Here is a 21818-nt window from a genome sequence, read left to right as displayed (position 1 = left end):
CCCCAGCCCCGCCCGTCAGGTCCCAGCCGCCCGCCCCGCCCGCCCCGCCCACCCCCGGCACTCCTGTGGAGGGCACCCTCCCGGAGGACGCCCCTCCCCAGGGCACCCGCCTCATCCCCGCCTACCCCGCCGCCGAACGTGCCGTCCGGGCCCTCGCCCATGCCGTCGCCTACGGCCAGTGGCGGCGCGACGCCGCCGACCCCGGCAAGGTGCCGGAGTACGAGGACATCGAGGAGAAGGGCGCCGCCGGACTGATCGCCGGGCACCTCGCGCGCGGGCAGGGACTCACCCTCGGCGACGCGGAGACCTGCGAGCTGCTCGCCAGGTACGGCATCCACGTTCACCGCGCCCTGCCCGCCTCCACCCCCGACGACGCGGTCGCCGCCGCACGCACCGTCGGCTACCCCGTCGCCCTCAAGGCCACCGCCCCGCACCTGCGCCACCGCGCCGACCTGGGCGGCGTACGCCTCGACCTGGCGGACGAGGACCAACTGCGCCGGTCATACGCCGAGTTGACCGAACTGTTCGGGACGCCCGCGGAGCTGCGCCCGGTGGTGCAGGGCATGGCCCCGCGCGGTGTCGACACCGTCGTACGGGCGGTCATCGACCCGGCGGCCGGCGCCGCGCTGTCCTTCGGGCTCGCCGGGGCGGCCACCCAGCTGCTCGGCGACATGGCGCACCGGCTTATCCCGGTCACCGACCGCGAGGCGAACTCGCTCATCCGCTCGATCCGCACGGCGCCCCTCCTCTTCGGCTGGCGAGGCTCGGCCCCGGTCGATTCCGCCGCCCTGGAGGAGCTGCTGCTGCGGGTCTCCCGGCTGGTCGACGACCACCCGGAGGTCGTCGCGGTCACCCTGGAACCGGTCGTCGTCGCCGCGCGCGGCCTGAGCGTCCTCAGCGCCTCCGTCCGCCTCGCGCCCCCTCCCGCCAGGGACGACCTCGGCCCGCGCACCCTGCCCGCGTACTGACCGCGCACCGCCCGGGACGGGTGCCGCACAGGCGTCCCGCGCAGTCAGTGGGCCCCCGTAGGATGGACGGCATGGCCAAGACCAGTACGACGACCCAGGGGCTGCGAGCGGCGATCGAGCGCAGCGGCTACTACCCGGCCCTCGTGGCCGAGGCGGTGGAGGCCGCCGTGGGCGGCGAGCCCGTGCGGTCGTACCTGGTCCACCAGGAGACGACGTTCGACCAGAACGAGGTGCGCCGACATGTGACCGTGCTCGTGCTCACCGGCAACCGCTTCATCGTCAGCCACACCGACGAGCAGGCCGCCGACGACACCTCCCCGACGCCGTACGCCACGACCTCCACGGAGTCCGTCAAGCTCGGCCGGATCTCGTCCATCGTCGTGAGCCGCGTGGTCGCCAACCCGGAGCAGTACAAGCCGGGCACCCTGCCCCGCGAGATCGTGCTCACCATCGGCTGGGGCGCCGTCTCCCGCCTCGACCTGGAGCCCGCCGCCTGCGGCGACCCCAACTGCGAGGCCGACCACGGCTACACCGGCAGCTCGACCGCCGACGACCTGAGCCTGCGCGTCAGCGAGGCCGGAGACGGCCCGGAGACGGTGCGCCAGGCGCTCGCCTTCGCGCAGGCCCTCTCCGAGGCGACGGCGGACTCCCGCTGATGGTCCAGCCCGCCGCCTGGGACACCGACCCGGAACCGCTCCCCGTCGACTCCGCCCCCGTACCCGAGTACGGCAGCGGATCCCTCGCCGACCTGCTGCCCACCCTGGCCGCCGGCCTCGGTGTCCCCGGCACGACCGCGGGCATCTCCGAGCTGACCCCCGCCGACCGAAACTGCGTGTTCCTCATCGACGGCCTCGGCTGGGAGCAGCTGCGCGCCCACCCCGAGGACGCCCCCTTCATGAGCTCGCTCCTGGGCAGCTCACGCGGCGGCACCGGACGTCCGATCACCGCCGGCTACCCGGCGACCACCGCGACCTCCCTCGCCTCCGTCGGCACCGGCCTGCCGCCGGGCGCCCACGGGCTCCCCGGATACACGGTGCGCAATCCGGACACCGGCGAGCTGATGAACCAGCTGCGCTGGCAGCCGTGGACGGCGCCGGGCGCCTGGCAGCCGTACCCCACCGTCTTCGAGCTCGCCCACCGCGCGGGAGTGCACGCCGCCCAGGTCTCCTCCCCGACCTTCGCGAACACCCCGCTGACCAAGGTCGCGCTCAGCGGCGGCGCGTTCCACGGCCGGCTGTCCGGCGAGGACCGGATGGACCTCGCAGCCGAGCAGCTGGCCGGCGCCGACCGCGCCCTCGTCTACACCTACTACGCCGAGGTCGACGGCGCCGGACACCGCTTCGGCGTCGACTCCGACACCTGGCGCGGCCAGCTCGCCCACGTCGACCGGCTCGTCCAGCGCCTCGCCGAGCAGCTGCCGCCGCGCAGCGCCCTGTACGTCACCGCCGACCACGGCATGATCGACGTGCCCTTCGACGAGGACCACCGCATCGACTTCGACGAGGACTGGGAGCTGAAGGCGGGCGTCGCCCTCCTCGGCGGCGAGGGCCGCGCCCGGCACGTGTACGCGGTCCCGGGCGCGCACAACGACGTGCTGACCTGCTGGCGCGAGGTGCTCGGCGAGCAGTTCTGGGTGGCGTCGAGGGACGAGGCGATCGAGGCGGGCTGGTTCGGCCCCCGCATCGACGACCGGGTGTACGACCGCATCGGCGACGTGATCGCCGCCGCGCGGGACGACGTCCTGCTCATCGCCTCGGAGCGGGAGCCGAAGGAATCCTCGATGGTCGGCAACCACGGGTCGATGACCCCCGCCGAGCAACTCGTCCCGCTGCTCGAAGTACGCTCCTGACTCTCGTCCCCTCCGTTCCACCGATGCCGATGCCGAAAGGTGCTCAACCCCTCATGCCCGAGCTGGTGTTCTTCTCCGGAACGATGGACTGCGGGAAGTCGACACTGGCTCTCCAGATCGAGCACAACCGCTCCGCACGCGGCCTGGTCGGCATGATTTTCACCCGGGATGACCGCGCCGGCGAGGGCAAGCTCTCCTCGCGCCTCGGCCTGGTCACCGACGCGGTGGAGGTCGAGGACGGCCAGGACCTGTACGCCTATCTCGTCGACCACCTCTCGCAGGGCGGACGCGCGGACTACGTGATCGCGGACGAGGCGCAGTTCCTCGCGCCGGAGCAGATCGACCAGCTCGCGCGCGTGGTCGACGACCTCGGCGTCGACGTGTACGCCTTCGGCATCACCACCGACTTCCGTTCCAAGCTGTTCCCCGGCTCCCAGCGCCTGGTCGAACTCGCCGACCGCGTGGAGGTGCTCCAGGTCGAGGCCCTGTGCTGGTGCGGCGCCCGCGCCACGCACAACGCCCGGACGGTCGGCGGCGTCATGGTCGTCGAGGGTGCGCAGGTGGTCGTCGGCGACGTCGCCCACTCCGCCGACGAGGTCGGCTACGAGGTGCTGTGCCGCCGCCACCACCGGCGCCGGATGACCGCGGCGACGTCCCGCGCGGCGGCGCTGTCACCGGACGTGCTGCCGGTGTCCTCCGCCTGACCGCCTGACCGCGAGGCCTCAGCCGATACGGGCTCCCGCGCCACTGACGCGTACCCTCCGGTCACCCGCGCGCAGCGTGACCGTGAGCTCGCCGGGCCGGCCCAGGTCCTCGCCCTGGTACAGAGTGAGGACGGTGTCCTCGGGCACGAGACCGAGCTCCCGGGCGTACGCGCCGAACGCGGCGGCCGCGGCGCCGGTCGCCGGGTCCTCGACGACGCCGCCGACGGGGAACGGGTCACGGACGTGGAAGACGGTGGCCGACTCACGCCACACCAGCTGGACCGTGGTCAGGTCCAGACGGTGCATCAGGTCCTCCAGGCGCGCGAAGTCGTACGCCAGGTCCGCGAGGCGGGCGCGCGTCGCCGCCGCGAGCACGAGGTGGCGCGCGCCGGCGAATGCGATCCGGGGCGGGAACGCCGGGTCGAGATCGGCGGCCGGCCAGCCGAGCGCCGCGAGCGCCTCCGCGAGGTCGGCGTCGGCGATCTGCTCGACGTGCGGCTCGACGCTGGTGAGCGTGGCCCGGAGCGACCCACCCTCCTCGGTGACCTCCACCGGTACGGTGCCGGCGCGCGTCGCGAACACCAGCTCCCCGGGCCCGATCCGCTCGGCCAGTGCGACGGCGGCCGCGACGGTGGCGTGCCCGCAGAACGGCACCTCGGCCTTGGGGCTGAAGTAGCGGATCCGGTACGCCCGCCCCTCCTGGCCGCCGAGCCCTTCCGGGGGCGCGGTCAGGAACGCGCTCTCCGAGTACCCGAGTTCGGCGGCGACGGCCAGCATGTCGCCGTCGTCGAGGCCGGCGGCGTCCAGGACGACACCGGCAGGGTTCCCGCCGTCCGGGGCGCCGGAGAAGGCGGTGTAGCGAAGCACCTCGGGCCGCGTCACATTCGTCGTCATGCTCGCGGCAACAGCGGGCGGACCAGGGCTATTCCGGCCGCGACCGGGCGTCCGTGCCCCGGGCCCGCCCGCCCTGCAGCACCGCGAACCGCGCCCCCTCCGGATCCGCCACCATCGCCACCCGGCCGTGGGCGGTGTCCCCGGCCGGTTCGAGGACGTGTCCGCCCAGCGCCGTGAGGTGCTCCAGGGACTCCTCCGCGTCGGCCACCTGGAAGTACGTCACCCAGTGCGGCCCCCGGTCGCGCGGCAGGGCGCCTTGGACGCCGTGGATGCCGGCGACGGGGCGGCCGTCGAGCCGCAGGGTCACGTAGTCGCGGTCGGCGGAGTCCTCCGGGACCAGTTCGAAGCCGAACACGGTCTCGTAGAACTTGGCGACGCTCGCCGACTCGTACGTCATCAGCTCGTTCCACGCCGGTGTGCCGGGCACTCCCGTGACCGCCGTGCCGAGGTGGGCCGCCGCCTGCCAGACGCCGAAGACGGCCCCCGCGGGGTCGGAGCCGATGGCCAGGCGGCCGGCCTCGCCCGCGTCCAGCGGGCCCACGCCGACGGTGCCACCGCACAGGCGTACCGTTTCGGCCGTCCGGTCGACGTCGTCGGAGGCGAAGTAGGGCGTCCAGGCGATGGGGAGGTGCCGGTCCGGGGGCAGCTGGCCGATGCCGGCCACCTCACGCCCGTCGAGCAGGGCCCGTGCGTAGGGGCCCAGTTGCTGGGGGCCGGGCCGGAACTGCCAGCCGAACAGAGCTCCGTAGAAGTCGTGGGTCGCGGCCGGCCCGTGCACCATCAGACTCACCCAGCAGGGTGTGCCGGGTGCGCGCCGGGCGTTCGTCTCGCCGTTCCGGCCGGCCGACCCCCGTGCGTCGCTCATCGTCACTCTCTTCTCGGCCCTTCGCGGGCCGTGCGTCCGCTTCCGCTCCGACGGACCTTCGCGCCGATGCCGGCACCGCACCCGGTGCCGGGCGCTTTCGGGCGTGCCCGCCGGGGCAGGCCGGCTGTCCCGGGTGGTACAGCATGTGCTCGAACCCGTACGCCTCGTGATCGGTGCTGTCCGGCGGGCAGAGTAGCCCGACAGCGGCGCGGCGGCCACTCGGTACGCCAGGATGGAGCCATGAACGCCATCATTTCCGCATCCGAACTCGCCGGCGAACTGGCGGGCGGGGACCCGCCCGTCCTGCTCGACGTCCGCTGGCAACTGAGCACGGCCAAGGCCGCCGGTGCCCCGCCGTTCGACGGCCGGGCCGAGTACGCCGCCGGGCATCTTCCCGGTGCGGTCTTCGTCGACCTGGACAAGGAGCTCGCCTCCGCTCCGGGCGCCGGCGGCCGGCATCCGCTGCCGGATGTGACGGAGTTCGGCGCGGCGATGCGCCGGGCGGGCGTGTCGGCGGGTCGGCCGGTCGTCGTGTACGACGGCGGACAGGGGTGGGCGGCGGCCCGGGCCTGGTGGTTGCTGCGCTGGACGGGTCACCCGAACGTGCGGGTCCTCGACGGCGGGTTGACGGCCTGGGAGGCGCCGTTGTCGACGGACGTTCCCGTTCCCGCGGAGGGCGACTTCACGCCGGAACCTGGCGCGGCGGGCCTGGTGGACGCCGACGGGGCGGCGGCACTGGCCCGGTCCGGAGTGCTGTTCGACGCCCGCGCGGGGGAGCGGTACCGGGGCGAGGTCGAGCCGATCGACCCGGTCGGCGGGCACATTCCGGGCGCCGTGTCGGCGCCCACGACGGACAACGTGGCGGCCGACGGGCGCTTCCTGCCGGCTGACGAACTCCGCACCCGCTTCGAGTCCCTCGGCGCCGACGGGGACGGTGCGGTGGGCGTGTACTGCGGCTCGGGCGTGTCGGGGGCGCACGAGGTACTGGCGCTGGCGGTGGCGGGAATCCCGGCGGCGCTGTACGCCGGTTCGTGGTCGGAGTGGTCGGCGGACCCGGAGCGACCGGTCGCCGTGGGACCCGATCCCCAGTAGGCGTGCCGAGCCGGTAGGCAGGTCCGGTAGCCGGCGCACACGCCGGACCGCCCACAGGGAGCGCGGCCGGTGCGCCGCCGGTGGGTATGGGCGCCAACTCCGGTGTACACCTCGGCCCCGCTCCGGCGGGCACGCCGGCCTCGTCCCTGGAGGTACGTCGGCGCCGCCCCGGTGGCCACGTGGCTCGCCGGTCCGGGCCCTCGGCGAGTGTGCCGAAGCGGTCCCTGGTGGGGCCACCGGCCCTGACGGCGAGCACTCCCGGCGGTGCCGGGCTGGCCCACGCTGCCCAGCCGGGGCACACTCCCGGCGGGGCCGTGATCCTTGTGGGGCAGTGCTCCCGCCGCTCCACGGGCCTGGCAGGCACCCGGGACCGTGGACCGGGCAGGACGGTCGGCGGAGACCGCCCGACGAGTCAGGGGCGCACCCCGCGCGGAGTGAGCCCCTGACTCGTCGGGCGCCGTCGGGCGGAGAGGTCCGCCTACTCCTGCTTCTTCCGCCGTGTCCCGAACACGATCTCGTCCCAGCTGGGAACCGCCGCCCGGCGGCCCGGCCGCACTCCGTCGGCCTCGGCCTGGCGGTCGGTGGAGCCGGTGAGCCGGTCGCGGTGGCTGCCCACGGAGCGGGGCATGAGCACGTCGGCGTAGGCGGAACCGGCCGATGCGGCGGGGGCCGGCGGCTCTTCCACCTCGGGCTCCTCGACGGGCTCCTCAGCCGGTTCGGGCGCGCGCTCGGGCACCACCAGGTCGCCCCGGAAGCTCGGCACCGCCTCCAGCAGGCTGGTGAGCGAGTCGCGTTCGCGTTCGGCCGAGGCCGTGGCCGCGGTCTCCTCGGCCGGCTCCGACGGCGGGGGCGGGGGCAGGCTCGGCCGCTCCCGCTGCTCCCGGTCGAGCGTGCGGTCCAGCGGCCGGTCGCGCGGCAGCCGGGCGATGCGCGGGACGAACGGGAAGCTGGGCTCGGGCGCGGCGAGGTCGTCGGTCTCGCCGATCAGCGTGCGCGCCTCCGCGTCGACGGCCTGGACGAGGCGCCTGGGCGGGTCGTAGGTCCAGCTCGCCGAGTGGGGTTCGCCCGCGACCAGGTAGACCAGCAGGACTTCCCAGGTGCCGTCGTCGCGGCGCCAGGAGTCCCACTGGACGGTGTCCTTGTCGGCGCCGCGCAGCAGCAGCCGCTCCTGGACGGCCTCGCCGAGGGGCGGTCCCGAGTTTTCGCCGGGACGGCGGACGGGGGTCTTGCGGGCCCGCTCCGCCATGAAGGCGCGCTCGGCGAGCACGGGGCCCTCGAAGCGCCGTACGCGGTCGACGGGGATGCCGGCCATCTGGGCGACCTCTTCCGCGGTCGCGCCGGCACGTATCCGCGCCTGGATGTCGCGGGGGCGGAGATGGCTCTCCACCTCGATCTCGATCTGGCCGAGGCGGGGACGGTCGCCGCGCACGGCGGCCCGGAGCCGCTCGTCGATCGGAAGCGTGTACTCCGTGCTGTCCGCAGCCTTCAGCACCAGCCGTGTGCCGTCATTCGAGACGGCCACGACACGCAGTTCGGGCATGGGGACCTCCCGGGTGGTGCCTGCCGACGTCACGTGCGTCGCTGCTTCCGCTCTGTCGAGTGTGGCCTGCCCGGGTGCAGCCTGCCACAACCTTGCCGAGTTGCCCGGCGTGTCGGGCACGGGCCCTGGATCGCCGTTATGGCACGGTTACCTGTTCGCAACGCTGAGTGACGACTTTCGTCACCCTGTGCAACTAGCCCCCTCCCGGCGGTCCTTCGCGGTCCCGGACCCCCTGAGGGGAGACCGGACCCAGGGCTCGCAACAGTACTCCATTCGGGCCACGTGCGTGGATTGGCACGCCGCCCAACTTCTGGCAAGAGGTGACGCTTGGCCGCCCCTGACGCGTTTTCCGTGATCTTGGCGTGGCGTACTTCACGCAATCACCAGAAACGGAACTAATGGTTTCGACCGCTCGTCCCTTTCTCGTGCAGTTGATCGATCACGTACGGGAAAGACAGGCAAGGTCCGGGGATGCGTGAAAAGCCCGATGATGCAGGCGAGACGGACGCGCGTACGGAGGTGAAGGCCAGGCGAATCGACCTGAGCGTGCCCCAGGTCGCGGGCAGTGCCCTGGCCGCGGTGGTGGCCGCCAAACTCGCCTCCTCCTTCGGCGTGTACGGCACCATCCTGGGCGCCGGACTGATCAGCGTCATCGCCACCTGCGGCGGCTCGGTCCTCCAGCACTTCTTCAAGCACACCGGCGAGCAGCTCAGGGTCAAGCGCACCGGCGACGGCCTGCGGACCGCACAGGCCCCGGCGACGGGCGCCGGGCCGGCCATGGCTTCAGGGGACTTCACCGAGGGCACCCTCTACCGCGCGCGGACCCGCGGCTGGAAACGCCCCCTGGTCGCGGCGGCCCTCGTCTTCGGCGTCACCATGGCCGGGATCACCGCGTACGAACTCGCCTCCGGCGAGACCCTGAGCGGCGGCCGCAGCACCACCGTCGGCAGCGCTTTCTCCGGCCACAACAAGGCTGGTTCCGACGCGGGGGAGCCGGGTGATTCCGGCGGCGGCTCCGGAGACGGACAGGAGCACGAGGAATCCGGCGGCTCCGGTGACCCGGGGGACTCCGGCTCCGGCGGCGACACACCGGCGGCCACCCCGTCCGGGACCCCGAGCGGCACCGGCGACGACACCTCGTCGGACGGTGCCTCCGAGGAGGACGGCGGTACGGCGGCCACCCCGACGCCCACCCCGGACGCCACCGGGGACGACGCCACCGGGGACGACGGCTCCGGCGACGCCACGAGCCCGGCCCCCGACGCCTCGGCTACGGCCCCAGAACCCGGCGCAAGTAGTCGTTCCGGAACAGCCGGTCAGGGTCAAGACGGTCCCGCAGCGCCGTGAACTCGCCGAAGCGCGGATACGCCCGGGAGAAGTACTCGGCGTCCCGGGTGTGCAGCTTGCCCCAGTGCGGCCGGCCCTCGTGGGCCGTGAAGATGCGCTCGGCCGCGGTGAAGTACGCCTGGTAGGGCGTCCCCCGGAACATGTGGACGGCGATGTACGCGCTGTCGCGGCCCGAGGCGGTGGACAGCGTGATGTCGTCCGCCGGGGCCGTGCGCACCTCGACCGGGAAGCTCACCCTCAGCCGTGACCGGTCCACCATCGACTTCAGTTCACGCAGCGTCTCGGCGACGGCCTCGCGCGGAACGGCGTACTCCATCTCCACGAACCGCACCCGGCGCGGGGATGTGAAGACCTTGTAGGGAGTGTCCGTGTACGTCCGCGCGGAGAGCGCCTTGCTGGAGATCCGGGCGATCGCCGGGACGGTGGCGGGGGCCGCGCGGCCGACCCAGTTGGCCGCCTGGAAGACGCCGTTGGACAGGAACTCGTCCTCGAACCAGCCCTTCAGCCGGCCCACCGGCTGCTCGGGACCGGCGCTGCGGTTGTTGCGCTTGGTGTTCGTGTTTCCGGTGTGCGGGAACCAGTAGAACTCGAAGTGCTCGTTCTCGGACCACAGTTCGTCGAACGCGGCGAGGACCCGCTCGAAGGGCATCGGTTCCTCGCGGGCCGTGAGCAGGAAGACCGGCTCGACGGCGAAGGTGATCGCGGTGACGACACCGAGCGCCCCCAGGCCGATCCGGGCGGCGGCGAAGACGTCGGGGTTCTCCCGTTCGGAACAGGTCAGCACCGAGCCGTCCGCGGTGACCATCTCCAGGCCCCGGATCTGGGCGGCGATGGAGGCGGAGTCGCGGCCGGTGCCGTGCGTGCCGGTGCTGGTGGCCCCGGACACCGTCTGCTCCATGATGTCGCCCATGTTCGTCAGCGACAGGCCCTCCCGCGCGAGGGCCAGGTTGAGGCGCTTGAGCGGGGTGCCGGCCTCGACCGTGACGGTCATCGCCTCGCGGTCGATGCGGCGGATCCCGGTCAGCAGGTGCGGGCGTATGAGCACGCCGTCCGTCGCCGCTATGGACGTGAAGGAGTGGCCGGTGCCGACGGCCTTGACCCGCAGCCCCTCGTCGGCCGCCCCGCGGACGGCCTCGGCCAGTTCCTCGACGGAGGCGGGAGCGACCTCCCGCGCGGGGCGCGCGGAGACGTTGCCGCCCCAGTTACGCCATGTGCCGTTCTTCCCGCTCGCCGTCCCGCTTGCCGTGCGTGTGCTGCTCAACGGTCCCTCCCCGACGCTGAGCCGGCCGCTTGAGCCGGCGGTACCCGAGGAAACCGACCGCGACCGCGACGGCACCGGCCACCGCCGGAACCCCGTACCCGGCACGCGCCCCGGAGGCGTCGATCACCCAGCCGCCCGCGGAGGAGCCGAGCGCGACGCCGACCGCGAGGCCGGTGCTCACCCAGGTCATGCCCTCGGTGAGCTGCGTGCGTGGTACGTGCTGGTCGATGAGGGACATCGTCGTGATCATCGTGGGAGCGATGGACAGACCCGCAACGAACAGCGCCGCGGCCAGAAACAGCAGGTTTCCGACCAGTAGGAGGGGGATCATACTCACGGCCATCGCACAGACGCCCAGGAGCCAGCGACGCTCGGGCGGTCCGGCGAAGCGCAGCAGTCCGAAGATCATGGCCGCCGTGCACGATCCCGCCGCGTACAGGGCGAGCACGACACTGGCGAGGGCCTTGTGGCCCTCCTCCTCGGCGAAGGCCACGGTGACCACATCGATGGACCCGAAGATCGTCCCCGTCGCCACGAAGGTGGCGACCAGGACCTGGAGCCCCCGGGAGCGCAGCGCGGTGCCGCCGCCCTTCTCCTCGCGCGGGTGCGGCTCCGGCTCGGTGGCGCGCTGCGAGGTCAGCCAGAAGACGCCCGTCGCCAGGAAGCAGGCGGCCAGCAGCGGTCCGGCCTCCGGGAACCAGGCCGTGGACAGGCCGATGGAGATGATCGGCCCGAAGATGAAGCAGACCTCGTCCACCACGGACTCGAACGAGTACGCGGTGTGCAGCTGTGGGGTGCCCCGGTACAGCGCCGCCCAGCGGGCGCGGACCATCGCGCCGAGGCTGGGCACGCAGCCGATGCCGACGCAGGCCACGAACAGCACCCAGTCCGGCCACCCGTAGTGCGCGGCCGGCAGCAGCACGGCCGCCGCGGTCAGCGACACCAGGGTCGCCGGGCGCAGCACGCGCCGCTGGCCGTACCGGTCGACCAGGCGGGAGACCTGCGGTCCGGCCAGGGCGGCGGCGAGCGCGATGGTGGCCGACAGGGCACCGGCCAGCCCGTACCGCCCGGTGAGCTGCGAGATCATCGTCACCACGCCGATGCCCATCATCGACAGCGGCATCCGGCCGAGGAAGCCCGCGGTCGAGAATGCCTTGGTGCCGGGGGCGGCGAACAGGGCGCGGTAGGGACTGGGCAACGCGGTCTCCGGGAACGGCTCAGTGGAGTGCTCGGTAAGGTCCGAACGCAGTCGATACAGATTACTCGTGTAGACGCGTGGGAAACACCCCCGCAGGGCACCGGGAAAGACGCCGCAGGACGTCCGGAAACACGTCCGCGGACCAGGTGCGACGCGCGGCGGGACCCCACCGTTGGTCGGGTGTCAGTGGCGGGTGGCAGGATCGAGACATGCCAGACGTGCTCGACGCAAGCCCCTACGACTCCCTGCTCCTGCTCTCGTTCGGCGGCCCGGAGGGTCCCGACGACGTGGTCCCGTTCCTGGAGAACGTGACGCGCGGGCGGGGCATCCCCAAGGAACGCCTCAAGGAAGTCGGCCGGCACTACTTCCTCTTCGGCGGGGTCAGCCCCATCAACGACCAGAACCGCGCCCTGCTGGACGCCCTCCGCAAGGACTTCGCCGAGCACGGCCTGGACCTGCCGGTCTACTGGGGCAACCGCAACTGGGCGCCGTACCTGACGGACACCCTGCGCGAGATGGTCCGCGACGGTCGCCGCCGCGTCCTGGTCCTCGCCACCAGCGCCTACGCCTCGTACTCGGGCTGCCGCCAGTACCGCGAGAACCTCGCGGACGCGCTCGCCGCCCTGGAGGCCGAGGGCCTGGAGCTGCCGGAGATCGACAAGCTGCGGCACTACTTCAACCACCCGGGCTTCGTCGAGCCCATGGTCGACGGGGTCGTCCGGTCCCTCGCCGAGCTGCCCGAGGAGGTGCGGGACGGCGCGCACATCGCCTTCTGCACCCACTCGATCCCCAACTCCGCCGCGGACACCTCCGGCCCGGTCGAGGACCACGGTGACGGCGGGGCGTACGTACGCCAGCACCTGGACGTCGCACAGGTGATCGCCGACGCCGTCCGCGAGCGCACCGGCGTCGACCACCCCTGGCAGCTCGTCTACCAGTCGCGGTCCGGCGCCCCGCACATCCCGTGGCTGGAGCCCGACATCTGCGACCACCTGGAGGAGCGCCACGCGGCCGGCGTGCCCGCCGTGGTGATGGCACCCATCGGCTTCGTCTCCGACCACATGGAGGTCCTGTACGACCTCGACACGGAGGCCACGGCCAAGGCGGAGGAACTGGGGCTGCCGGTGCGCCGCTCGGCCACCGTGGGCGCCGACCCGCGGTTCGCCGCCGCGGTCCGCGACCTCGTGCTGGAGCGGGCCGCCGACGAGCGAGGCCAGGAAGTCGCACCGTGCGCCCTCGGCGCGCTCGGCGCGAGCCACAACCTGTGCCCGGTCGGCTGCTGCCCCGCCCGCACCCCCCGCCCCGCCGCCGCCGGCGCCGACAGCCCTTAGGGGCTGTCGTTTGGACCATGCCGCAGACGCGGGGCCCGGCACGCCCCTGCGGCGTCGTCGTCGGTTGCCAGGGCTCCGCCCTGTCGCCCTCCTCCGCCTTGCAGCTGCACGCACCAGACCCCGCTCACCGGCACTGACCAGCACCGTCTCTTCCCTGCGACCTGATCCGAACGACAGCCCCTACGCGTGAGGAGCCCCGTGACCGACGTGACGCCCGACCCCCTCCATGCCGAGCTGCTGAAGATCGCCCAGGAGGCCGCCCACCGCGCGGGCGAGCTGCTGCGCGACGGCCGCCCGGCCGACCTGGCGGTCGCCGCCACCAAGTCCAGCCCGATCGACGTGGTCACCGAGATGGACATCGCGGCGGAGAAGCTGATCACCGGCCTGATCGCCGACCGCCGTCCGGACGACGGCTTCCTCGGCGAGGAGGGCTCCGCCACCGAGGGCACCAGCGGCGTCCGCTGGGTCGTCGACCCGCTCGACGGCACGGTCAATTACCTCTACGGGCTGCCCACCTGGGCGGTCTCCATCGCCGCCGAGCAGAACGGCGAGCGGGTGGCCGGCGCGGTCGTCGCCCCGATGCGGGGCGAGTCGTACCACGCGGTGCTCGGCGGCGGTGCCTGGGCGACGGGAGCGTGGGACGGCGAACGCCGGCTCGCCTGTCGCGCCCCGGCCCCGCTGGACCAGGCCCTGGTCTCCACCGGCTTCAACTACGTCGCCGACGTCCGCGCCGAGCAGGCCGAGATCGCGCGGCGGCTGATCCCGCTGGTGCGCGACATCCGGCGCGGCGGTTCCGCCGCGATCGACCTGTGCGACGTGGCCGCCGGCCGCCTCGACGGCTACTACGAGCGCGGGCTGCACCCGTGGGACCTCGCGGCCGGGGACCTGATCGCCCGGGAGGCGGGTGCGGTGACCGGTGGACGCCCCGGTGAGCGCCCGTCCGCCGACCTGACGATCGCGGCCACCCCGAAGGTCTTCGAGCCCCTCCAGCGGCTCCTGACGGACTTCGGAGCGTAGGCCTCCGGCGGTTGGGCGGGCAGGGCGGGGCGGTGTGCGCGCCCTCCTCCCGCCGCGGCCCGGGACCGGCGCTGACGTCGCCCGGGTCGGTGGTGACACGTCGGCTGCCCGCCGTCGGACGGCACCGCACACGACAGGGCCCCGGCGCTGGATCCCGCCGGGGCCCTGTCTTTCACGGGCTGGTCAGACGCTGGTCGTGCCGACCTCCACGCCGTGCTCGGCAGCGAGACGGCGCAGGTCGTCGAGCTCTCCCAGCTCCACCTCGACGAGGAACTCGTCCCCCTCGTCGCGGGCCCGGGACAGGTCGGACTCGGTCGTCTTTATGCGCTGCAGAAGTCCTGCGGTGAAAGCGTCCATGCTGCGCCCCCTCGTCCTGGGTCGTGGGTCGGTGGCACGGGGGTGTGCCGTTCGGAAGGGACGATCACGTCTCCGGTGGAGTGCCCAGCGCTGCCCTGCCGGGCGGCGACGGTGCCGGACACCCACGCCCGCTCTGCGGAAGCGGACCGCGACATACCGCGCGGTGACGCGGTACAGGCAGAGCGTGATCGCGGGGTGTAAAGCCGTCCTCCCCCCACTCTCTTCCGCGGAAACCTCAACCACGCGAGAAAATCTCGCATTCCCGCTCCCGTACCGGTGTTCCTCCCGGACCTTCTCTCGTCTTACAGCCGACTTATGGCCGAAAAGGGCAGGATGGAGGCAACACACCCCGCCGGCCCCTGCCCTCGTGCGCCCCGGAAGCGCTACGCGGGTGGACACAGGAAGGACAAGCGACGTGCGCGTACTCGTCGTCGAGGACGAGCAACTGCTCGCCGATGCGGTGGCCACCGGACTGCGCCGGGAGGCCATGGCCGTCGACGTCGTGTACGACGGTGCGGCCGCCCTGGAGCGCATCGGCGTCAACGACTACGACGTGGTCGTCCTCGACCGCGACCTCCCGCTCGTGCACGGCGACGACGTGTGCCGCAAGATCGTCGAGCTGGGCATGCCCACGCGTGTGCTGATGCTCACGGCCTCCGGCGACGTCAGCGACCGGGTCGAGGGCCTGGAGATCGGCGCCGACGACTACCTGCCCAAGCCTTTCGCGTTCAGCGAGCTCATCGCGCGCGTCCGCGCCCTGGGCCGGCGTACCAGCGTGCCCCTGCCGCCCGTCCTGGAGCGCGCCGGCATCAAGCTCGACCCGAACCGCCGCGAGGTCTTCCGCGACGGCAAGGAGGTGCAGCTCGCGCCGAAGGAGTTCGCCGTGCTGGAGGTGCTGATGCGCAGCGAGGGCGCCGTCGTCTCGGCGGAGCAGCTGCTGGAGAAGGCCTGGGACGAGAACACCGACCCGTTCACCAACGTCGTACGAGTGACCGTCATGACCCTGCGCCGCAAGCTGGGCGAGCCGCCCGTCATCGTCACCGTCCCCGGCTCCGGGTACCGGATCTGACCGGCCGTGGCGACGACACCCGCGCCCCCCGGGGCGCCCCCGAAGCCCACCTGGGACCCGCGCTCGGCCACCCCGATGCCGTGGCTGCGGCCCACCATCCGGATAAGGCTCACGCTGCTGTACGGCGGCATGTTCCTCATCGCCGGCATCCTGCTGCTGTCGATCATCTACCTGCTCGCCGCCCAGGCGGTACGCACCGGCAACCAGCCGCTCTACAAGATCGTCGACTTCCAGGACCTCCAGGTCGCCAGCAACGACTGTCCGGGCATCACGGACGGCAACCTGTCGCTGTCGCAGTTCAACGCCGCGATCAGCGACTGCATCGACCGACAGCGCCAGGACGCCCTGGACCGGCTGCTGAGCCGGTCGCTGCTGGCCCTGCTGGGCCTTGCCGTGATCGCCTTCGCCTTCGGTTACGCGATGGCCGGGCGCGTCCTGTCACCGCTGGGCCGGATCACCCGCACCGCGCGCGCGGTGGCGGGCTCCGACCTCTCCCGCCGGATCGAGCTGGACGGCCCGGACGACGAGCTGAAGGAGCTCGCGGACACCTTCGACGACATGCTGGAGCGGCTGCAGCGGGCCTTCACCGCCCAGCAGCGTTTCGTCGGCAACGCCTCCCACGAGCTGCGCACGCCCCTGGCGATCAACCGGACCCTGCTGGAAGTGCACCTGTCCGATCCGGGCGCCCCGGTGGAGCTCCAGCAGCTCGGCAAGACCCTGCTGGCCACCAACGAACGCAGCGAGCAACTCGTCGAGGGCCTGCTGCTGCTCGCCCGCAGCGACAACCAGATCGTCGAGCGCAAACCGGTGGACCTCGCCGAGGTGGCCGGCCAGGCCATCGACCAGGTGCACGCCGAGGCGGACACCAAGGGCGTGGAGATCCGCGGCACGCGGGACCCGTCGGTGGTCCAGGGCAACGGCGTCCTGCTGGAGCGCATCGCCCTGAACCTCGTCCAGAACGCCGTGCGCTACAACGTGGCGGAACGGGGCTGGGTGGAGGTCACCACCTCGGTCGAGAACGGCCAGGCGGTCCTGGTGGTCACCAACACCGGCCCCGTCGTGCCGGCGTACGAGATCGACAACCTCTTCGAGCCGTTCCGCCGCCTGCGCACCGAGCGCACGGGGAGCGACAAGGGCGTCGGTCTCGGGCTGTCCATCGCGCGGTCGGTGGCGAGGGCGCACGGCGGGCACATCTACGCTCAGCCGCGCGAGGGCGGGGGGCTCGTGATGCGAGTGACGCTCCCCGTCTGAGATCATGGCCCCGACATCTCACCGACACCCGAGGATGTTCGCTTTGAGCGGAATTTCCAGGCCGACGGCCCTGGAGTTGCCTGTGTGATCGATCACAGCACCGGCTTTCTCGCCATCTACTCTCCGTGATCATGCACCCTGTCGGAAGGCCGGGAAAGTCCTGGTTTTCAGGGGCCCTGATCACGGGAAGTACACGGTGAGGCGCCTTTGAAGTGCGACATTCGGACCGTGTACGGTCCCCATCGCCATCCAAGCCGATCACTCATGAGGAGTCCGGTTGGGTGTCGATTGAGTAACAGACCTTGATGTGAGGCAAAATCTCCGCCTCGGGTCGGGCACAAGTCCGGCCTCTCACGCGTTACGTGCGCTGGAGACACCCGCAGACACCCAGAGGGGGAGAGCGACCATGGCAACCGATTACGACACTCCACGCAAGACCGACGACGACGTCGACTCGGACAGCCTCGAAGAGCTGAAGGCCAGGCGGAACGACAAGTCCGCCTCGGCCGTCGACGTCGACGAGTTCGAGGCCGCGGAAGGCCTCGAACTTCCCGGCGCCGACCTCTCGAACGAGGAACTGGCGGTCCGTGTACTGCCGAAGCAGCAGGACGAGTTCACCTGCATGAGCTGCTTCCTGGTGCACCACCGCAGCCAGCTGGCCCGGGAGAAGAACGGCCAGCCGATCTGCCGCGACTGCGACTGAGGCGGGGTCGGCCGTGACTGGCTCGACCCCTCCCTGGAAGCGCCGCTTCCACAGGCGGGAAGCGGACCAAGGGCCGCTCGACGGTTCCTACTGCGCGCGTGACGACGAGCGGGGCCCGACCGACACGGGGACGGCCCCGCTCGAATCAGTGGCCGACCGGGGTGACCTCCCGGCGACCACGCAGCCGCCGGCACCCGCTGCCCGGCGCAGGGCAGCGGCGTTCCGGCACAAGGCCGGCCAGGGCGTCCGCAACGGCGGCCAGCGCGCCAGAGCCGCCCTCGCGCACCTCGCCGACCGGATCATCGAACTGGCACCGCGCGTGCCCGTACGGGACCTGGCGACGCTGCGCGGACAGTTCCCCGGCCTCGGTCCCGAGGAGATCGCCGACCGGCTGGTCGCGGGCGCGACCAAGGGCACGGCGACCGTCGGCGCGGGGATCGGCGCGGCGGCGATGATGCCCGTGCCGCCCGCGATGCCGACCGAGCTGGCCGCCGAGGTGACCGGCGTGGCCGCGATCGAGCTCAAACTGATCGCCGAGCTGTACGAGGTGTACGGCCTGCGCCCGCCAGGCAGCCTCGCGCAGCGCAGCACCGCGTACCTGAACTCCTGGTCGGACGAGCGCGGAGTCGACGTGTCCAAACCGTCGACCCTCGGCTCGGCGATGAACAGCCACATGAAGCGCCAGCTGCGCCAGCAGATCATGAAGCGCATGGTGCGCAACCTGCCGAACCTCATGCCGTTCATGGTCGGCGCCGCGGTGGGCGCCGTCATGAACCGCCGCGACACCAGGAAGCTCGCCGACAGGATCCGGGCGGACCTGCGCAAGAGGCAGGTGCCGTGGAGCGCCCTCGACGAGCTCCCCGCCCTGGAGGGACCGCAGGACGCGCTGGACATGGGCTCCCTCACCAAGGAGCTCGGCCCCAAGGGTTTCGGCGGACACAAGGGGTTCGGTCACCGCTCCGACGGGGACGACGGGCACTGACACCCCGCCCGCGGAGGCGTCACGCCGCCGCCTTCGCCGCCTTCAGGGCCTCGACCAGCCGCTCCGGCTCGCGGGTCGACAGGTACAGGTACGGAGTCGGGTCCTCCGGGTCCGTGACCAGCACGCGCACGGCCCTCGGGATGTAGGCCCGCAGCAGCAGGAAGGCGCGGGTGTCCGCCTTGTGGGTCCGCCAGGCGCGGGCCTCCTCCGGATCGAGGATCTCCGCCTCGCCCAGGGCGGAGAGTGGCACCCTCGCCTCGCCCGCGATCAGCGAGTCCCCCACGACGCGGATGCGGACCGCGCCGTACGAACTGGCAGCGACCGCCGCCACCGCCGTTCCGCCGGCCAGGCCGCCCAGCATCGGCAGCGTGCCGAAGGGCAGCAGGATCAGGGCGAACGAGAGCCCCACCAGGAAGGACCCCAGCCACCAGGAGCGGGGCGCGGTGAGGCGTTCTTCGTACGGGGCGGTCGAGAGCTGCATGCAACAAGCTTGGCACGGTATCGGTGTTCGGCCGACGCGCGGGTAAGGTCTGCGCCTGTGAGTGGTACTTCCCCAGGTCTCCAGCCCCCCGCCGACGCCGTGAAGCCCGTACGGCACCCCGACGCGCCCGCCCCCGGCGAGCTGCTCGGCGCCCACTACGGCCAGTGCTTCGGCTGCGGGGGCGACCAGCCCCACGGGCTGCACCTCCAGGCGCGGGCCGGTGAAGGCGTGTCGATCACCGCCGAGTTCACCGTGCAGTCCGCCCACCAGGGCGCCCCCGGTCTCGCCCACGGCGGCGTGCTGGCCAGCGCGCTGGACGAGACCCTCGGCTCGCTCAACTGGCTGCTGCGCATCATCGCGGTGACCGGGCGGCTGGAGACCGACTTCCAGCGGCCGGTGCCCGTCGACACCACGCTGTACCTGGAGGCCGAGGTGACGGCGGTGGCCGGCCGGAAGATCTACTCCACCGCCACCGGCCGCATCGGCGGCCCCGACGGGCCCGTGGCCGTGCGCGCGGACGCCCTCTTCATCGAGGTCAAGGTCGAACACTTCGTGAATCACGGCCGCGAGGAGGAGATCCGCGCCGCCATGGACGACCCCGACCAGGTCCGCCGGGCCCGCGCCTTCGAGGTGAACCCGTGAGCCTGCCGGACCCCGGGCACCGCGAGCCCCGCCCCGACCTCGACGTCCTGATCCGCCGCGTCGACCCCGACGTACCGCTTCCGGAGTACGCGCAGCCCGGCGACGCGGGCGCCGACCTGCGCACCACCGTCGACTGCGAACTGAAGCCCGGTGAGCGCGCCGTACTTCCCACGGGCGTGTCTGTGGCGCTCCCGGAGGGGTACGCGGCCTTCGTGCACCCGCGTTCCGGGCTCGCAGCCCGCTTCGGTGTCGCCCTCGTGAATGCCCCGGGGACGATTGATGCCGGGTACCGTGGGGAGATCAAGGTGATCGTGGTGAATCTCGATCCGCGCGACAGCGTGCGGTTCGAGCGCTTCGACCGGATTGCCCAACTGGTCGTCCAGCAGGTCGAGAGGGTCCGCTTCCACGAGGTCGCGGAGCTTCCCGACTCGGCGCGGGCCGGAGGGGGCTTCGGGTCCACCGGCGGCCACGCCGGGACGGACCGTGCAAGCGGCACAAGCGGTCAGGTCGCCGAGGGCGGCCCGACGGGTGGGAATCGATACGCTTCGGTCGTATCCGACCGGGAAGGACAGTGACGTGTTCGGACGTCGCAAGAAGAGGGATGCCGCCGAGGACGCGGCCGGCGAGGCCGAGCAGGTCGTCGACAGCGTCGACACCGAGGCGGACGAAGAGCGCGAGCGCGTGCGGCTCGAGCCCGAACCGCGGCCCGACGGGCCCTGGGACAGCACCGAGGTCCGCGACCCCGCCGAGGGCCGGGTGGACCTGGGCGGTCTGTTCGTACCCGGAGTCGAGGGCATGGAGCTGCGGGTGGAGGTCGCGGGCGACGCGATCGTCGCCGCGACGGTCGTGCTGCGCGACAGCGCCATCCAGCTGCAGGGCTTCGCCGCGCCCAAGCGCGAGGGCATCTGGGGCGAGGTACGCGAGGAGATCGGCTCCGGCATCACCCAGCAGGGCGGCATCATCGACGAGGTCGAGGGCCCGCTGGGCTGGGAGCTGCGGGCCCAGGTCCCGGTGCAGCTGCCGGACGGCACGGGCGGCTTCCAGGTCGTGCGCTTCGTCGGCGTGGACGGTCCCCGCTGGTTCCTGCGCGGCGTGATCTCCGGCCAGGGCGCGGTGCAGCCGCAGGCCGCCGGTCTGCTGGAGCAGATCTTCCGGGACACGGTCGTGGTCCGCGGCGAGGGTCCGATGGCCCCGCGCGACCCGATCGTCCTCAAGCTCCCCAACGACGCGCAGATGGTCCCCGAGGGCGTCCAGCAGGAGGAGGGCTCCCGCTTCTCCGGCGGCATGGGCCAGCTTCAGCGCGGCCCGGAGATCACCGAGGTCCGGTAGGCGAGCACCAGTACGAGCACTCGGTACGGAGGGCCGCGTCCCGTAGGGGACACGGCCCTCCGGCCATGCCGGGGCCGCGGGACGACAGGCGCCGCACCTTGAACGTTCCGGTGCCGCCCGGCGATACTGGCGCCCGGTTTCCGGCGGGGGAGGGCACATGAGTCAGGGCCAGGTGGTCACCGACACCATGGTGCGCGTCGAGGGCGTGCGCAAGGCGTACGGTCACGGCGCCGCCGCCGTACACGCCCTGCGCGGCGTCTCCTTCGAGGTGCCGCGCGGTGAGCTGGTCGCCCTGAAGGGACGGTCGGGTTCCGGGAAGACCACGCTGCTCAACGTCGTCGGCGGGCTCGACGCGGCCGACGCCGGGCGCGTCGAGGTCGACGGCCGGGACCTCGCGGAACTGGACGAGGACGGCCTGCTCGCCCTGCGCCGGGACCGCGTCGGCTTCGTCTTCCAGTCCTTCGGGCTCATCCCGATCCTCACCGCCGCCGAGAACGTCGGCGTCCCGCTGCGGCTGCGCCGTACCGCACCGCGCGAACGCGAGGAACGCGTGGAACTGCTCCTCTCCCTCGTCGGCCTCGCCGACCACGCCGCCCAGCGTCCCGGCGAGCTGTCCGGCGGGCAGCAGCAGCGGGTCGCCATCGCCCGTGCCCTCGCCAACAACCCGGCGCTGCTGATCGCCGACGAGCCCACCGGCCAGCTGGACGCGGAGACCGGGCACGCCGTGATGGAGCTGCTGCGGGCCGTCGTACGCAGCGAGCGGGTCACCGCCCTCGTCGCCACCCACGACGCCACGCTGCTGGACCTGGCCGACCGGGTGCTCGAACTCCGGGACGGGGAGATCGTCGCGGAGTGACACCGCGGGCGTCAGAGTTACGTCAAAGAGCACCGGCGCCCCGTATCCCGCCCTGATGTGGCGGGATTGCTGGCCGTAGGGT

General features: G+C 72.7%; 23 protein-coding genes. 16 read left to right on the top strand and 7 right to left on the bottom strand.

Annotated features, from left to right (window positions below):
* The 4 genes from KUM03_RS06440 to KUM03_RS06425 form a co-directional block, all read left to right on the top strand.
* The coding region (locus KUM03_RS06440) for an acetate--CoA ligase family protein (protein WP_254398918.1) at positions 1-968 on the top strand (968 nt) is incomplete at its 5' end.
* 62 nt (positions 969-1030) lie between these two features.
* Positions 1031-1624, top strand: a complete 594-nt coding sequence (locus KUM03_RS06435; protein WP_191887866.1) for a DUF5998 family protein — start codon at positions 1031-1033, stop codon at positions 1622-1624.
* Positions 1624-2817, top strand: coding sequence for an alkaline phosphatase family protein (locus KUM03_RS06430; RefSeq protein ID WP_217246024.1), 1194 nt, complete (start codon positions 1624-1626; stop codon positions 2815-2817). Before KUM03_RS06435 ends, KUM03_RS06430 begins: the two co-directional genes overlap by 1 nt.
* Positions 2818-2870: 53 nt before the next feature.
* Positions 2871-3521 (top strand): thymidine kinase, encoded by a 651-nt coding sequence (locus KUM03_RS06425; protein WP_217246023.1) that lies wholly within the window; start codon positions 2871-2873, stop codon positions 3519-3521.
* Positions 3522-3539: 18 nt separating this feature from the next.
* Here KUM03_RS06425 and KUM03_RS06420 read toward each other — a convergent pair whose 3' ends face one another.
* Both KUM03_RS06420 and KUM03_RS06415 read right to left on the bottom strand, forming a co-directional pair.
* The gene (locus KUM03_RS06420) at positions 3540-4415 is read right to left on the bottom strand and encodes a PhzF family phenazine biosynthesis protein (RefSeq protein ID WP_217246022.1); all 876 of its coding nucleotides are present in this window, start codon (positions 4413-4415) and stop codon (positions 3540-3542) included.
* A 28-nt stretch (positions 4416-4443) separates the two neighbouring features.
* Positions 4444-5280 (bottom strand): VOC family protein, encoded by an 837-nt coding sequence (locus KUM03_RS06415; RefSeq protein WP_217246021.1) that lies wholly within the window; start codon positions 5278-5280, stop codon positions 4444-4446.
* A 240-nt stretch (positions 5281-5520) separates the two neighbouring features.
* Here KUM03_RS06415 and KUM03_RS06410 point away from each other — a divergent pair, with 240 nt between their 5' ends.
* The gene (locus KUM03_RS06410) at positions 5521-6372 is read left to right on the top strand and encodes a sulfurtransferase (RefSeq protein WP_217246020.1); all 852 of its coding nucleotides are present in this window, start codon (positions 5521-5523) and stop codon (positions 6370-6372) included.
* 478 nt (positions 6373-6850) lie between these two features.
* Here the strand turns inward: KUM03_RS06410 and sepH are convergent, their stop codons facing one another.
* The gene (sepH, locus tag KUM03_RS06405; RefSeq protein ID WP_217246019.1) at positions 6851-7912 is read right to left on the bottom strand and encodes a septation protein SepH; all 1062 of its coding nucleotides are present in this window, start codon (positions 7910-7912) and stop codon (positions 6851-6853) included.
* Positions 7913-8383: 471 nt separating this feature from the next.
* Between sepH and KUM03_RS06400 the strand changes: the two genes are divergently transcribed.
* Positions 8384-9259: a hypothetical protein gene (locus tag KUM03_RS06400; RefSeq protein ID WP_217246018.1), complete on the top strand. Its 876-nt coding sequence runs from the start codon at positions 8384-8386 to the stop codon at positions 9257-9259.
* Here KUM03_RS06400 and KUM03_RS06395 read toward each other — a convergent pair.
* Entirely contained in the window at positions 9183-10520 is a 1338-nt protein-coding gene (locus tag KUM03_RS06395; RefSeq protein WP_217246017.1) for a D-arabinono-1,4-lactone oxidase, read from the bottom strand. The genes KUM03_RS06400 and KUM03_RS06395 overlap by 77 nt on opposite strands.
* Complete coding sequence (locus tag KUM03_RS06390; protein ID WP_217246016.1) at positions 10462-11718, bottom strand: MFS transporter; 1257 nt, start codon at positions 11716-11718, stop codon at positions 10462-10464. Before KUM03_RS06390 ends, KUM03_RS06395 begins: the two co-directional genes overlap by 59 nt.
* 209 nt (positions 11719-11927) lie before the next feature.
* Here KUM03_RS06390 and KUM03_RS06385 point away from each other — a divergent pair, with 209 nt between their 5' ends.
* On the top strand, positions 11928-13049 hold the full coding sequence (locus tag KUM03_RS06385; RefSeq protein WP_217246015.1) for a ferrochelatase: 1122 nt from the start codon (positions 11928-11930) through the stop codon (positions 13047-13049).
* A gap of 198 nt (positions 13050-13247) precedes the next feature.
* A complete protein-coding gene (locus KUM03_RS06380; RefSeq protein WP_217246014.1) occupies positions 13248-14066 on the top strand; it encodes an inositol monophosphatase family protein in 819 nt (272 codons plus the stop codon).
* 183 nt (positions 14067-14249) lie between these two features.
* Here the strand turns inward: KUM03_RS06380 and KUM03_RS06375 are convergent, their stop codons facing one another.
* Positions 14250-14423: a hypothetical protein gene (locus KUM03_RS06375; protein ID WP_019325850.1), complete on the bottom strand. Its 174-nt coding sequence runs from the start codon at positions 14421-14423 to the stop codon at positions 14250-14252.
* Between the two features lie 415 nt (positions 14424-14838).
* Here KUM03_RS06375 and KUM03_RS06370 point away from each other — a divergent pair, with 415 nt between their 5' ends.
* From KUM03_RS06370 to KUM03_RS06355, 4 genes are all read left to right on the top strand, one after another.
* Positions 14839-15492 carry a response regulator transcription factor gene (locus tag KUM03_RS06370; RefSeq protein WP_003993508.1) on the top strand — a complete coding sequence of 218 codons (654 nt, stop codon included), beginning with the start codon at positions 14839-14841 and terminating at the stop codon, positions 15490-15492.
* 6 nt (positions 15493-15498) lie between these two features.
* Positions 15499-16743 (top strand): HAMP domain-containing sensor histidine kinase, encoded by a 1245-nt coding sequence (locus tag KUM03_RS06365; protein ID WP_217246013.1) that lies wholly within the window; start codon positions 15499-15501, stop codon positions 16741-16743.
* 406 nt (positions 16744-17149) lie between these two features.
* Positions 17150-17446 carry a DUF4193 domain-containing protein gene (locus tag KUM03_RS06360; protein WP_003993510.1) on the top strand — a complete coding sequence of 99 codons (297 nt, stop codon included), beginning with the start codon at positions 17150-17152 and terminating at the stop codon, positions 17444-17446.
* Positions 17447-17459: 13 nt separating this feature from the next.
* Entirely contained in the window at positions 17460-18428 is a 969-nt protein-coding gene (locus tag KUM03_RS06355; RefSeq protein WP_217246012.1) for a hypothetical protein, read from the top strand.
* A gap of 19 nt (positions 18429-18447) precedes the next feature.
* Here KUM03_RS06355 and KUM03_RS06350 read toward each other — a convergent pair whose 3' ends face one another.
* Entirely contained in the window at positions 18448-18909 is a 462-nt protein-coding gene (locus KUM03_RS06350) for a DUF3093 domain-containing protein (protein WP_073731794.1), read from the bottom strand.
* Between the two features lie 57 nt (positions 18910-18966).
* Between KUM03_RS06350 and KUM03_RS06345 the strand changes: the two genes are divergently transcribed.
* From KUM03_RS06345 to KUM03_RS06330, 4 genes are all read left to right on the top strand, one after another.
* Positions 18967-19551: a PaaI family thioesterase gene (locus tag KUM03_RS06345; RefSeq protein ID WP_217246011.1), complete on the top strand. Its 585-nt coding sequence runs from the start codon at positions 18967-18969 to the stop codon at positions 19549-19551.
* On the top strand, positions 19548-20126 hold the full coding sequence (gene dut / locus KUM03_RS06340) for a dUTP diphosphatase (RefSeq protein WP_308406264.1): 579 nt from the start codon (positions 19548-19550) through the stop codon (positions 20124-20126). Before KUM03_RS06345 ends, dut begins: the two co-directional genes overlap by 4 nt.
* Before the next feature lies 1 nt (position 20127).
* Complete coding sequence (locus KUM03_RS06335; protein ID WP_073731797.1) at positions 20128-20880, top strand: DUF3710 domain-containing protein; 753 nt, start codon at positions 20128-20130, stop codon at positions 20878-20880.
* 157 nt (positions 20881-21037) lie between these two features.
* Positions 21038-21736, top strand: a complete 699-nt coding sequence (locus tag KUM03_RS06330) for an ABC transporter ATP-binding protein (protein ID WP_073731798.1) — start codon at positions 21038-21040, stop codon at positions 21734-21736.
* Positions 21737-21818 lie beyond the last annotated feature (82 nt).

It is taken from the genome of Streptomyces sp. AC602_WCS936 (assembly GCF_019049125.1).
In the GTDB taxonomy this organism is placed as follows: Bacteria; Actinomycetota; Actinomycetes; order Streptomycetales; family Streptomycetaceae; genus Streptomyces.
Note: the sequence above shows the minus strand (reverse complement) of the source record. Positions and strands in the feature narration are given on the sequence as shown.